Origin of the sequence: Undibacterium sp. Xuan67W (assembly GCF_049340165.1) — a bacterium.
GTDB lineage: Bacteria > Pseudomonadota > Gammaproteobacteria > Burkholderiales > Burkholderiaceae_D > Undibacterium.
On record NZ_JBMPPN010000014.1, the window covers coordinates 103,017 to 116,424 of the forward strand.

At 50.4% G+C, this 13,408-nt stretch carries 10 protein-coding genes and 1 other RNA gene; 5 read left to right on the forward strand and 6 right to left on the reverse strand.

What is annotated here, in order from left to right; translation table 11 throughout:
• Positions 1-13: 13 nt before the first annotated feature.
• The 5 genes from ftsL to rnpB form a co-directional block, all read right to left on the reverse strand.
• Complete coding sequence (gene ftsL / locus ACO0LE_RS13650) at positions 14-289, reverse strand: cell division protein FtsL (protein WP_422955726.1); 276 nt, start codon at positions 287-289, stop codon at positions 14-16.
• On the reverse strand, positions 286-1,245 hold the full coding sequence (rsmH, locus tag ACO0LE_RS13655; RefSeq protein WP_422960898.1) for a 16S rRNA (cytosine(1402)-N(4))-methyltransferase RsmH: 960 nt from the start codon (positions 1,243-1,245) through the stop codon (positions 286-288). The genes ftsL and rsmH overlap by 4 nt, the downstream gene beginning before the upstream one ends.
• 7 nt (positions 1,246-1,252) lie before the next feature.
• Positions 1,253-1,681 (reverse strand): division/cell wall cluster transcriptional repressor MraZ, encoded by a 429-nt coding sequence (gene mraZ, locus ACO0LE_RS13660; RefSeq protein ID WP_422960899.1) that lies wholly within the window; start codon positions 1,679-1,681, stop codon positions 1,253-1,255.
• A 560-nt stretch (positions 1,682-2,241) separates the two neighbouring features.
• Positions 2,242-5,436 (reverse strand): EAL domain-containing protein, encoded by a 3,195-nt coding sequence (locus ACO0LE_RS13665; RefSeq protein WP_422960900.1) that lies wholly within the window; start codon positions 5,434-5,436, stop codon positions 2,242-2,244.
• Between the two features lie 236 nt (positions 5,437-5,672).
• Positions 5,673-6,020: RNase P RNA component class A (gene rnpB, locus ACO0LE_RS13670), an RNA gene on the reverse strand.
• 150 nt (positions 6,021-6,170) lie between these two features.
• Here rnpB and ACO0LE_RS13675 point away from each other — a divergent pair.
• The 5 genes from ACO0LE_RS13675 to ACO0LE_RS13695 all read left to right on the forward strand — a co-directional run bounded on the left by ACO0LE_RS13675 (position 6,171) and on the right by ACO0LE_RS13695 (position 12,724).
• Positions 6,171-7,871: a thiamine pyrophosphate-binding protein gene (locus ACO0LE_RS13675; protein ID WP_422960901.1), complete on the forward strand. Its 1,701-nt coding sequence runs from the start codon at positions 6,171-6,173 to the stop codon at positions 7,869-7,871.
• 52 nt (positions 7,872-7,923) lie between these two features.
• Positions 7,924-8,304, forward strand: coding sequence for a MerR family transcriptional regulator (locus ACO0LE_RS13680; RefSeq protein WP_422960902.1), 381 nt, complete (start codon positions 7,924-7,926; stop codon positions 8,302-8,304).
• A 105-nt stretch (positions 8,305-8,409) separates the two neighbouring features.
• The gene (locus ACO0LE_RS13685; protein WP_422960904.1) at positions 8,410-8,844 is read left to right on the forward strand and encodes a carboxymuconolactone decarboxylase family protein; all 435 of its coding nucleotides are present in this window, start codon (positions 8,410-8,412) and stop codon (positions 8,842-8,844) included.
• Between the two features lie 402 nt (positions 8,845-9,246).
• On the forward strand, positions 9,247-10,212 hold the full coding sequence (locus ACO0LE_RS13690; RefSeq protein ID WP_422960905.1) for a hypothetical protein: 966 nt from the start codon (positions 9,247-9,249) through the stop codon (positions 10,210-10,212).
• A gap of 658 nt (positions 10,213-10,870) precedes the next feature.
• Positions 10,871-12,724, forward strand: coding sequence for a TonB C-terminal domain-containing protein (locus ACO0LE_RS13695; protein WP_422960906.1), 1,854 nt, complete (start codon positions 10,871-10,873; stop codon positions 12,722-12,724).
• Between the two features lie 83 nt (positions 12,725-12,807).
• On the opposite strand, the gene ACO0LE_RS13700 is transcribed toward ACO0LE_RS13695, so the two are convergent.
• Positions 12,808-13,179 (reverse strand): hypothetical protein, encoded by a 372-nt coding sequence (locus ACO0LE_RS13700; RefSeq protein WP_422960907.1) that lies wholly within the window; start codon positions 13,177-13,179, stop codon positions 12,808-12,810.
• Positions 13,180-13,408 lie beyond the last annotated feature (229 nt).

The following is a 13,408-nucleotide window of genomic DNA, read 5'->3' on the forward strand; positions in this document are numbered from 1 at the left end:
GGGGAAGCGCGACTCACTTTGTCCCCACCGCGGTCAAATATTGGGTGCGATCAGGCGTCACCGGCACCATGTTCAGTTCTTTACTGGCGTTCGCCTCGATACGAGAGTGCTTACCGAATGTAGACTGATCCAGCTTGAGTTGCGTCCACTGCAATTCATATTGACGACTTTGCGTTTGTGCACGCTCTAACTCGATGAACAGGCGACGCGCCTGATATTGAGAGTTAATCAGAGACAATGCGCATAACATCAGAATCACGCCGAGTAAAAAATTCAGTCGCGTACTCACCGCACCACTCCCGGCAAACGTTCTGCTACGCGCAGTATCGCAGAACGTGCTCGCGGGTTCGCCGCGACCTCTGCATCCGATGGCTTGATCTTGGCAATCAGGCGCATCTCTGGCTGCGGCAAATCAACTGAGCGGATTGGCAAGCGACGATCCGGCTGGGTCAGCGTCACTTTCGAGGCGAAGAATTGTTTGACTATTCTATCTTCCAGCGAGTGGAAGCTAATCACCGACATCCGGCCATGCGGCGCCAGACGCTCATAGGCACCAGCCAGTCCTATTTCGAGATCTTCCAGTTCCTTATTGATGAAAATCCGTATAGCCTGAAAGGTGCGAGTTGCCGGGTCTTTGCCCTTCTCGCGAGTTTTGACGGTGTTTGCGACGATCTCGGCAAGTTGTCGAGTACTTGAAATGGGCTCGATCGCCCGGCGAGCAACAATCGCCTTTGCAATCTGAAAAGCAAACCGTTCTTCCCCATAATTTTTTATAACCTCCCTGATTTTTTGTTCATCTTCGGTCGCCAGCCACTCTGCCGCCGAAATACCACGTGTGGTATCCATGCGCATATCCAGCGGACCATCGGCTCTAAAACTAAAGCCACGTGCAGCATCATCCACCTGAGGCGAAGAAATCCCCAGATCCATCAAAATACCGTTGACACTGGCAATCCCCATGTCGGCCAATGCGTCCGCCATCGTGGCAAAACTGTCGTGGACGATGACAAAACGAGGGTCCTGAATTTGCTGTGCATTGGCAATGGCCTGAGTGTCTTTATCAAAAGCAATCAGACGACCAGAAGGATTGAGATGCTCTAAGATTTTGCGGCTATGACCACCGCGACCGAACGTGCCATCTACCACGATACTGGCAGCGCGATCGCCACTCAGATCAAGTGCATTGACGGCCTCGTTTAACAACACCGTCTGGTGTGTTAACTCTTGCGCTGGACTATCTATCATGTGCTGCTCAGAAGGAGAAATTGCTGAGCGCATCAGGCGCACCGCTGGCGATGGCTTTCGCCTCATTTTCGGCAAGTCGTACCGCATCCCAGATTTCGAAATGCGTACCCATACCAAGCAACATGACATCGCGTTGCATACTGACGGCGCTACGTAATTCCGGCGCTACCAAAATGCGACCCGCACCGTCCATCTCGACATCAGAAGCATTGCCAAGAAAAATACGTTTCCAGTCACGCGCCTGAATCGGCCAAGCCGCGATTTTTTCACGATGCGCTTCCCAGGTAGGACGAGGAAAAAGCAGGAGACAACCATCTGGATGACGGGTCAGGGTAATGCGTCCCTCGCATTGCAAGCTCAGGGCGTCGCGATGCCGGGAAGGCACAGTCATTCTGCCTTTTGCATCGAGATTAAGTGAGGACGCCCCTTGGAACACGCTATGCCTTTTACCCTGAACTTGAGAATTATTTTTCTATGGAAATAAAAAATATTCACCACAAAAATACACTTTTTCACACTATTGCCCACTTTAGAGGATCAGTTAAGCCGGGTCAAGCGAATTCAGGAGTGAAAATGTGAAATTCTTTAATGAAGTCAAGGACTTAGCGTAGACTCCTCAAGCAATAAAAAGAAGAATATTCCAATAAATTAGGCACTTACGATACATACTGAAAGTAGCGCCTCATATATACCCATGTGTTTCATCAAAAAACACTTTGTCTGAAAATACCTTAATTCCCATATTTGCGAAGAAGATGTAAGCCCCCACTAACGCCTGAATGCCGATGCTATATGGAAATAATGATTACCCAAAAGGGCGTCAGAGAAATGCCGGAAGCAAGCAAAGGGAGAAGCGAGAGTAATCCAAGTGCGAACGACTTGAGTTAAACCCAGGCAGTATGTGGGCAAAATCGGCTGGGCGGAGAGGGAATTACCAGAGAAACGGGAGATCAGAGATGAGTGGGACAAGACCAAAGGCAAGTAGCAAACCAGTGTTTATTGCGTCTCCGTCACATATTGACGCTGTAAGAGCTGCAAAAATTCGCTCTCAGGAACCGCTTTACTAAAATAAAAGCCCTGATATTCATCGCAACGGTTGGCTTGCAAAGTCTCTAATTGCAATTCCGTTTCTACCCCCTCGGCGATGACTTTCAGGCTCAAGGTATGCGCCATCGCCACAATCGCAAGCACAATCGCCGTGTCGTTCGGATCACCTGGGATATCCTTAATGGAGGATCGGTCAACTTTGACGCTATCCACAGGGAAGCGCTTCAGGTAAGCCAGAGATGAATAACCGGTTCCAAAATCATCGATGGACAATGTAAAGCCTGCTTCTTTCAAGCCATCCATCAGGACAATTGCCTGGTCGCGATTATGCATCACCATGCTTTCAGTGATTTCAAATTCTATCCAGCTAGGGTGCACCCGCCAGAAATCGACCACGCTTTTCACTTCTTCCAGCAGATGTACATCATTGAACTGCGCCCCTGATAAATTGATGGCGACCCTGCCAAAGGATTTATCCGCGGCACGGAATGCCAGCACATCACGGCACGCGATATCCAGTACCAGCATCCCGAGGCGAGCGATCAGGCCAGCCTCTTCTGCCAGCGTAATGAAATCCCCGGGAAAGAGAATGCCGCGCTCAGGATGGTTCCAACGCACTAACGCCTCGGCACCGACGATTCTGCCCGACGCAACATTCACTTTAGGCTGGTAATACACCACGAACTCACGCCGCTCCAGCGCGCGCCTGAGCCGTGCCTCAAATGCGAGACGCTCAACCGTATGCACATTCATTTCAGAAGCGTAAAACTGATAGTTATCCTTGCCTTTGTTCTTGGCACGATACATCGCGATATCTGCATTTTTTAGCAAGGTTTGCGGATCACGTCCGTCATCGGGAAAAGTCGCAATCCCGATACTTGCGCTCAATTGACATTCCTGTCCATGCAGATCAAACGGATAAGATGCTTCAAACAAGAGTTTGTCAGCGATGTCACCGAGATCTTTCGGATCACTGAACTGATCAACCAGCAAAATAAATTCATCCCCGCCAACGCGGGCAATAATGTCCGATTCACGCAAACACTGCTTGAAACGCTGCGAAATATTACGCAATACGGTGTCACCCTCGTCATGTCCGAAAGTATCGTTGATATTTTTAAAACGATCGAGATCAAGAAAGAAGACAGCGAGGCGACTCCGATTGCGCTCGGCATGAGCAAGGGACTTACTTAAATGCTGGCTGTATAAAAACCGATTGGGCAATCCGGTCAGCTCATCATAATGTGCCAGTTTGAGTATCTTATCTTCCGAGCGGCGACCTTCGATCGCGATACTTGCAATATCCGTCGTAATACCGATTAATTTTAATTGGTGATCATTGAGCAAGTCCGCAGAACGAGAAAATAATGTGAAACTGCCCAGCAACTGTCCTTTTTTCCCCATAATAGGCCAGGCACCGCAACTAGGAAATTCCATCAGCGTCTCAAGCTCATTGACAAACTGCATCGACGTTGACTCCTGTGGTTTACATATCCACACTGGCGACGCATTTAAGATCGCCTCACTCCACACACCATTTCCAAAAGTGACGGACATGCCATCCAATTGCGACCTAAGTACTTCCGGAAAATTCTTACCGACCGACATGGTAAAACTATGTTGCTCGTTTCCTAGCAACTGAATGCCGCAACACCAATTTGGCGACAATCTTTCTGCAAATTGGCAAATCGACTCCAGGATAATCAACATATCCTCACTAGTTGCGATCAATTGCAATAGTTGATTTTGCCCTTCAAGTAACAGCTCAACGGATTTTCTGGCACTGACATCGCGCATCACACAAAAAATCAGGCTTTCATCGCCAATCTCCACCCTACTCATCGTCACTTCGCTATACAGCAAAACACCTTTACGCGTCACGATCCAGTCAAAGTGTTGTACCTTTCCAGCAAAAGCTGCATCCACCAGCGTCTCGATAAGACGATCTCTTTGCAAACTAGGTAAATGCCTGACTGGCTGTACTTCTGGCGAATAACGGCCAGCTCGCTTATTCAGCAATTCGGCACGATCCGTTACACCAAACATCTCCAAAGCGGCTGCATTACAGTCGACATACACATAGTCACGATTGATCAGCAAAATTGTATCTTCAGCATCTTGAAACAACATCCGATATCGACTCTCACTGGCACTCAGCTCCTCAGAAGAACCTCGCAATCGGCGAATTTTTCCTAGCAGCAGAAAGATGAACGCCAGAATGCAGGAGACCGTCAATACGGCATATATAAGTTTTTGCCTTGCGCGATCCCGCCAATTGGCAAGAATCACCTCTACGTCTTTGGCATACACCAAGACAATAGGAAAATCCTTGGTCTTGCGGTAGGTATAAATCAATTGTGCATCACCGCCGATCAAGGGTCCATCCTGCACACTTCCCTCTACCGTATCCGAACGAATTTTATTTGCCAATAAGGACTTGGCGACGTTCTGGTCGAGATACACGGGATCATTCGGCGCACGGATATATATATTGCCCTGTTCATCATGCAGAGAAATGACGGCACCACCATCTTTTGCCAGACGCTCATAAAACTCGCGCAGATAAACCAAGCCGATATATGCCTGCAAAATACCAACGTGCTGGCCATGCTGGTTAAAAATATTTTTCGCTACCGGCAATACCCAGCGACTGGAATTAGGCAACTGCATCGGCTTGCCAGTGACAATTTCATGATTCTCAGGATGCTCCAGCAACTCTTTTACATACGCCACACTGCGCATATTTTGAGGTTCGGCCGGGTATTGAAATGAGGTGCCCCACAAGACACCTTTGGTATCGACAATGGAGAGCGATTGCAAAAAGGGGGAATCCTGCCGCTGATTGATCAGGATTTTCCGGACATCAACCTCATCGTGAGGTGCCGGCTCCGTATCACTTTGGATTTCTTCTGCGGCGGCATTAATGGCGCGAGTGGCATCATGCAAGATACGACTGGCATGCTCTTCCAGAATACGCACGGTTAAATAGCTGTTCTCTTGTGCACCGCTCAGCGTTAGCTGGCGATCCTGAACAATCGACCACCAGGTCTGCGCCATAATCGCGACTACAATCAAACTGACAAACACCAAAAAAGCCAGCGTCGGCAAATCACGCCATTGACGATTACTTGCTTTTCTCTCCATGCGCTACCTTAGGGTCGGTTAACAATTACATCGGGAGTGCGAATGAGTCTAAACGGGTAGAGACCTATTATCAGTGTAACACTGGATTTTTAACAATAGTGCGCCAAGGGCAGCGAATTGCCAAGCAGTCTGATGGTTTTTTGTGAGCGTTACCACTACTCCGAAAACCATGTCGGTTTATGCAAGTGTGCGAGCCTGATGGCAGTGCGTGGGAATATAAATGGATACGAGATAAAAAATGAAGCAGGCCGGTAGGCCGGATTCTGTTACGGCACTGCGCATTGCTGCCTCGTGCTATGACAATCATTCCTCTAGGCGACGGATTACTCCGCCGCTCAAGCTTTCTACCCGCACGCTCCGCGAGCCGCCTCAACGCGTGCCTATTTGAAATTGCTCCGGGTGGAGGTTACCGCGTTTCACCGTAACTAAATACGCTCGTCTCTGTGGCCCTATTCCTCGTCTTATACCTCGGCTTGCGCTCTGGCTTTCAACGTACGGCCGTTAGCCGTCACCCTGCTCTATGGAGTCCGGACCTTCCTCCCGCTTTGGCTCACACCAAAGCCAGCGATTGTCTGGCCTGCTTCGGGCGCTATTGTACCAGCTACAGGGATGATGCGACGCAACATCGAAATACCCTGATCCTGCACAACTACCGCTCTATTTCCGGCGCAAAGCCAGCACGACGCGAGCGCTTTCTGCTAGCGTATGGGTTTTTCCGAACTGGTCTTATTGTCATGATTAAATCGCGTTCTGGTGGTCAGCTGGTCGTCAATGCTTTAGAAGTGCATGGCGTCGATACGATTTTTGGTGTACCGGGCGAAAGCTATTTACCGGTGCTGGATGCGCTGCATGACAGTCCCATCCGTTTCATCGTCAACCGTCAAGAAGGTGGCGCAGCATTCATGGCAGACGCCTATGGCAAAATGACAGGCAAACCCGGCATCTGCTTTGTGACGCGCGGCCCCGGTGCCACCAATGCCTCCATCGGCGTTCACACGGCGTATCAGGATTCAACACCGATGATTTTATTTATCGGCCAGGTTGGTAATGACTTTGTTGAGCGGGAAGCTTTTCAGGAAATCGACTATCGCCGCATGTTCGGGCCGATGGCGAAATGGGTAGCGCAAATTGATCGCGCCGATCGTATTCCCGAATACATCGCACGGGCTTTTCAGGTCGCCACCAGTGGCCGCCCCGGCCCCGTCGTTCTGGCATTACCAGAGGACTGCCTGTCCGCAATTGCCGACGTCGCTGACACCCGCCATTACACTCCGATACAAGCCTCAGCCTCCAGCAGTCTGCTTGCACAATTTCGCCGTCTGCTAGCCGACGCGCAACGACCGCTCGTGCTGCTCGGCGGCGGCGGCTGGAACAAGCAAGCCTGCGAGCATATCGCCAGCTTCGCCGTCAGCAATCGGTTGCCAGTCGCCTGCGCTTTCCGCTTTCAGGATCTGATGGACAATGCCCATCCACACTACGTCGGCGATGTCGGTATCGGCATCAATCCCAAGCTCGCAAAACGCGTGCAGGAAGCGGATCTGATCATCGCCATCGGCCCGCGCCTCGGCGAAATGACCACCAGCGGTTACACCATCCTGGAAGCGCCAATCCCTCGCCAGACACTCATCCACATTCACAGCGACGCGCTGGAACTCGGCCGCGTGTACCAGGCAGATCTGATGATCAACAGCGGCATGCAAGAGATCGCCGAGTGTCTGGCCGAGATGGCAGCACTCGATGCCAGCGCCTGGCAACATACAGTTGCAGAAGCACGCGCAGAACTGCTGGCATGGCAACAAGAACCGGTGATTTTTAAGAACGAGCAAGCACCGCTGAATCTCTGGCAAGTCGTGCAAGACATCATGCAGTCAGTGCCCGCAGACACCGTCATCACCAACGGCGCAGGTAACTACGCTACCTGGGCGCATCGCTATTTCCGCTATGGTGGCTGGCGCACACAACTGGCACCGACTTCTGGCGCCATGGGTTACAGCGTCCCCTCGGGTATTGCCGCCAAAATCATTGATCCTGCACGTACCGTGATTACTTTTGCCGGTGACGGCGAATACCTGATGAACGGCCAGGAGCTGGCCACCGCTGTGCAATATCAGGCCGGTGTGATCATCATTGTGTTTAACAACGGCATGTTCGGCACCATCCGCATGCATCAGGAAAAAACCTTCCCGGCACGCGTCTCCGGTACCGACTTGCACAACCCCGATTTTGCCGCACTGGCACGCGCTTACGGCGCCAGCGGCGAAGTCGTCAGCACCACGGCAGAATTCGCTCCCGCTCTGCAACGCGCACTCACTCATACCCGCACTCATCAGCTACCGGCACTGATTGAATTGCGTTATGACGGCAACCTGATTACTCCCGGTATGAGTCTGGCTCAAATGCGCCAGACCGCAATAGATACACAATCGGCGCAATAGATAAAGACCTCTATCAAATGACCGCAATCACCACCACTATCTGGACTCACCAATGAATGTTCAGGAGTTCGCCAGTCGCACCGGCATCAGTCCGCACACTGTTCGCTACTACGAAAAAATCGGCTTACTCCCCGATGTGCGGAGAACGGCAAGCGGGCATCGCGACTTTAGCGACAGCGACATTCTCTGGATGGAATTCATCACACGATTAAAAAATACCGGCATGCCGCTAGCCGACATCCTCGCCTATGCGACGCTGAGATCACAAGGCGCAACAACACTGTCAGCCCGACAGCACATGCTAGACGTTCATGCACAGCGACTGGCATCACAAATCCAACTACAGCAAGAGCACTACGCCCAGCTACAAGAAAAAATTCGCTGGTACCAAAATGCAATCGTCGCGACGACCAACATCTCGAAGAAAAAATAACTCAATATCAAATACGATATGTAGCACAAACCCTATTGACTGAGAGTCCGCTCTCAGGTCTACGCTGCTGTTTTCCCTTAACACCCTTCGCATCAGGAGAGCAGCATGACCGACAGCACCTCAATCTCAGACACCAGCCATGGCGCCATCGCATCAAGCGATACCGATACCCGCCGGTATCAGCGCGGATTAAGCAAACTCGCAGAAATCGATGGCGACGCCGGTCAAAAAGTCATCGATGCACTCAGCGATATCGCCCCCGATCTGGCCCGCTACACCATTGAGTTCCCGTTCGGCGATATCTATTCGCGACCCGGTCTAGATCTCAAAAGCCGGGAGATCGCCACCGTCGCCGCATTGACAGCGATGGGTCATTGCCAGCCTCAACTAAAAGTCCACATTCACGGCGCACTCAATGTCGGCTGCAGCAAAGAAGAAATTATCGAGATCATCACCCAGATGGCGGTCTACGCAGGCTTTCCCGCGGCATTGAATGGCATGTTTACTGCAAAAGAAGTCTTTGCCGAGCGAGCGATATAAAATATCTCTGGATTACACAGTTTCTCAGATTGATCCGCAGCACTGGCGCGCCTTACAACGTGTTTTAGGCCTGGGAGGCGCATCAACATTGCGTGTATCGTCTTGGAAACTTCTAAAACCTCCAAAATAAAATTCACGTCGACGGAACCGACGCAAAAAAACGAGACCTCTCAACACAGAGGCACGGAGACGTAGAGAAAAGACAGGAGTAAGTCACTTCATGCATATCGATTCTGGGTTTGTTAGAAGTTTCGATTGAGAACTACTATCCACCCCTCACCGTCCAGCGCATAGTGCCGGCGACCAAGACTTAGCGAACAAATAAAAATCATTGATAATTGTAAATTTATCAATATAATAGAAGTCACTGGCGCCTTCTGATCGCGCCTCAAAGGACATCTCATGCGAACCAGATTGAGCTTGCTTCTGTGCCTGCTGACTGCGCTCAACGGCTGCGCATCCGATACGCCGCTAACAGCTCATACAACTGGAGAACCAACACCGGCAACTGTACATGCATCACCGCCTCCCCCCTCTCCTGCCCCACCACCGTATCCGGCATATCCAGCTCAAGCCGCACCGTATCGCGACACCGCTAAGCCGCCCGCTGCGATGCCAGAGTTGGGAGCAGTCGCCGTCACAGGCCAGCATCATGCGACCAACCAGAAACACAAAAAAGCACACAAAGCGACGCGGGCCGCAGTGGGCGAAGAACCAGAAAAACCGGCAGCCGCCAGCGCCAGGGGCGGCGACAATCCCAGTCCTGCTACCAACTCAGCCACTAGCCCAAGCTCAAACAACAGCGAAGCACTTTATCTAGCGCGCGTCAGAGCCGATACTAGAATCCCGATGAAAAGCTCAGGCGAGATGCAGGTATGGGTAGGACTGGCGAGCAATGTGCCCGCCAAAGAAACGGGTCAGGCAGAGACACAAAAAACCTTCAGCGTCGATCCACAAAAAAGATCTGCAAAGATCGTTCCGATTGCGCCCGATTTTGAATGGAAAGCGATAGGTAAAGACTGCACCGAACTCACGCCGTCCGGTTCTGAAATCCCGTTTTCATTAACCCCAAAAAAACTAGGCAAGTTTAAAGTCAGTGCCACGGTCGAACTGTATAAATCCGAGGACTGCAGCGGCACACCAAAGTCCGTGATTGCTCAGGATACGGAGATCACCGTGAGTGTCGACATCAAGAACAATGTGCAAAATGGTTTCTGGGATCTCGTCAGGCAAACCTGGGATGAAATCAACAAACTGTATCTAGGCATACTCGCCGCGATCAGTGCGGCAGTACTAGTCGCCGCAAAAGAGAAAATCAAAACCATGCTTGGCCTGAAAAATACGGACGATCAGGGGAAAACCAAGTAAACCTATATCTGGAGCAAACGCCGGATTTCTACATGTTGGCGGATGCAAGCAAATAACACGAAATTCATATACTCCCTTATTTACCCCTATAAAAATGCCTCACTCCGCATTATTTACATAGGCAATAAAAATATACTCCCTATGAGTAATTGATATTTGAGACTATATTCTGATTGAATATTGATGCTAGTCACATCAATTTACAAAAAAATGACGCGTCGTTTCAATGTGTTTTTTTCCGAAATGATGCGATGTCTGCTCACGCTACCTTAAGTGAAATCAGCAATTTCCATTATCAGGATAAGAACATGGAATTTTGCTTAAAAAAGCGCCGGGGTGACATAGAGACACAATGGGCTATCGACCTAATATGCAATCACAAATGACGTAATTTTTTCATTTACCACGCGACTGCCTGTAAAATACATGTAATCGAAATTGCAACAAATATTAAGCAACAATAATGCTGTTTTCACCGACGGTGACATCGACATAAGTTAGCGACGTATGAACCAATTATAAGCTGGCAGAAACGCGAGGAACGTCGTCCGCATCTGCGCAAAGGGTTTGACATTTGAGAACTGATTTTTTCTTTCAGAATGAACCCTCGCGATTGAGCGCTGCGCTGCTGCTCTCCTTAATAGCTCACGCGCTGCTGTTGAGCATCACTTTGGGTGGTCAGGCGTTCGGGCTTCCCGGACTTAACTTTCCTTGGAAGGAAAGGCGGCTGGTAGCCAACGATTTACTCGTCCTGCTTCTGCCAGCGCAGCCCACAACCTCGACATCAGCACCAGAACCAGCTGAACTACCCAAGGCGAAGCATAGCGCTGTAGACACGCCCACCGCGTCGGGTCAGCTCACATCAATGACGATGTCAGATCCCTCAGTGGAACACAGCGAAATCACTCCGATATTGATACCTCCGCCAACATCCGCGACAACACCGACAGTCGTCCCCGCTCCGCCTGCGGAGCCGGTCATGACATCGCAGAAGCGATTCGACCCGCAACCAACGGTAGTAGCGATGACTTCTGTGGCGCAAAACGCGCCTGCTCAGGTTAATAAAACTTCCTTACCAATCAATGCGGACAGCTCACCGCCGAAACCGGTTAAACAAGATACCCAAGAACAAGCGCCTGAACAGATCGCACTTGAGCGCGAGAAGCAGAACACCGAACAATTGAAACAAGCAGAACTGATAGCGACCGCTCAACGAGAAAACAAGCAGCAAGAGCAGGTAAAACAGGACGCTACACGCGCTGAAAAAATCGCGAAAAATGAAGCTGCTCAACTGGAACTCGAACGCCAGAGGGCAGAACGTCAGGAGCTTGCGCGGCAAGAGAGTTTTCACCAAGAAAATTTGCGACAAGAGATACTGCAAAAAGAGCAGGCAAGGCAAACCGAACAGATTCAGCAGGAGGCCGCTCGACAAGAGCTAGCCCGGGCTGATGCCTCAAGAGTAGAAGCGAACCGTAAAGAAACGGCACGACAAGAGCAAATCCGACAAGCCCAGCTCGACGCATCGCGGCAAGAACAGCTACGACAAGATGCTGCACGCGCTGAACAAACTGCCAAAAACGAAGCGGCGCGCAAAGAGGCTGAGCGCCTTGAAACCCAACGTCAGGAACTTGCGCAACAAGAAAAGTTGCGACGAGACACGGCACAAAAAGAGTTGGCAAGGCAAACCGAACAGGCTGAGCAAGAAACATCTCGACAAGAACTTGCCAAAGCTGAAGCGACCAGACTGGAAGCCAGTCGCAGAGAAGCTGCACGACAAGAACAGATCAGGCAAACCCAGCTCGACACAGCGCGGCAAGAGCAGCTGCAACAAGACGCCGCGCGCGCAGAGCAAGCAGCCAGAAGCGAAGCAGCACGTAAAGAGACCGAGCGTGTAGCTGCCGAACGTCAGGAACTTGCCCGGCAAGAGAGTCTGCGACAGGAGAGTTTGCGTCAAGAAAATTTACGAAAAGAGACACTACAAAAAGAGCAGGCAAGACAGGAGCAGGACAAACTAGCGCAAGTGCAGCGGGAGCGGACGGAATATGAGACGACGCGTGAAGAGCGGCTGCGCGCCATCGGGAGGCAACTCAACGAGGAAGCCGCTCAGCGCGATGCCGCATTGAAAAACCCGTCACGCACGCTGCTGCCCTCGGTGAGCAGTCTTCGCCGTGGCTGGCTACTTGGACGCGCCGACGCAAACGCCGATCTCGTACTCTACGCAGAAGCGATGAGCCGGAAGATTGAAAGAAACATGGCATTTGACATGGTTCGCGAAGTGGTCAAACAACCCCATGTCCAGCCTTTAGTGACAGTCGCAATCCGCGCAGACGGCTCTGTAGAGAAAGTGACTTTTGTCGTCTCCAGCGGTGTCGCCTCTATCGACGACGCAATACGAAAAGTCGTGGCCAGCCAGGCGCCGTATCCCGCTTTCACGCCCGCTCTGGCGCGCCAGTACGACGTGATCGAAATTCGCCGTACCTGGATATTTGACGTCACCATTCGCCTGCAGTGATGGCGATGAATTGACGCCATGTTCATAATTAGATCGCACTCACTCTGACGAACGAAATGTGTCCTACTTTATGTATTTTTTTGTCAATCAAATTCAAATCCCATGTACGGAAAGCCTTCTTTCTGTCCTAAGATATGAAGTGCAGTCACTCCTAATTGCTGATCGTCGTGTTTGATCTCTTGTACTAATAAATTGACTTCAGCACGACTGCCTATAACCGCTAACCGAAGCACATAGACCTCTCTAGCGGAATCGTTTGAATATTTATAATCGAACGGGATAAACCTAATTGTCTGAATTTCCCCAACACGACTTAGAACAGATTTATCTGCGTTGACGTAGGTAACAGCAACCTTGTAACTTTCAGTTGTGGGTATATAAAAATATGAAATTCCATAGTCCAAAATAACGATCAAAATGACAGCCAGTACAATTCGATAAACCCATTTATTCATTGATAAATTCCCTACGATCTTCTTGCATTGGCGAATGTTGAATTAGAGCGGATCCATACCAGATAGAAAAATAAAGTCACTTGCTACTGAATACGGGGAGGTGTGGACTTCCCCTAATTCAGTAGACATTTAATAATGTCAAAAACTGAGAAGGAAGTACATCATGAGAAAGAGTCGATTCACTGAAGAATTCAAAGCAGAAGCGATTAAACAAGTCACTGAACGTGGC

Excerpts from the sequence above, each read along its gene's own strand:
- rsmH (WP_422960898.1), bottom strand. The coding sequence starts at position 1,245 with ATGATAGATAGTCCAGCGCAAGAGTTAACACACCAGACGGTGTTGTTA.
- ACO0LE_RS13665 (WP_422960900.1), bottom strand. The coding sequence starts at position 5,436 with ATGGAGAGAAAAGCAAGTAATCGTCAATGGCGTGATTTGCCGACGCTG.
- ACO0LE_RS13675 (WP_422960901.1), top strand. The coding sequence starts at position 6,171 with ATGATTAAATCGCGTTCTGGTGGTCAGCTGGTCGTCAATGCTTTAGAA.
- ACO0LE_RS13680 (WP_422960902.1), top strand. The coding sequence starts at position 7,924 with ATGAATGTTCAGGAGTTCGCCAGTCGCACCGGCATCAGTCCGCACACT.
- ACO0LE_RS13685 (WP_422960904.1), top strand. The coding sequence starts at position 8,410 with ATGACCGACAGCACCTCAATCTCAGACACCAGCCATGGCGCCATCGCA.
- ACO0LE_RS13690 (WP_422960905.1), top strand. The coding sequence starts at position 9,247 with ATGCGAACCAGATTGAGCTTGCTTCTGTGCCTGCTGACTGCGCTCAAC.
- ACO0LE_RS13700 (WP_422960907.1), bottom strand. The coding sequence starts at position 13,179 with ATGAATAAATGGGTTTATCGAATTGTACTGGCTGTCATTTTGATCGTT.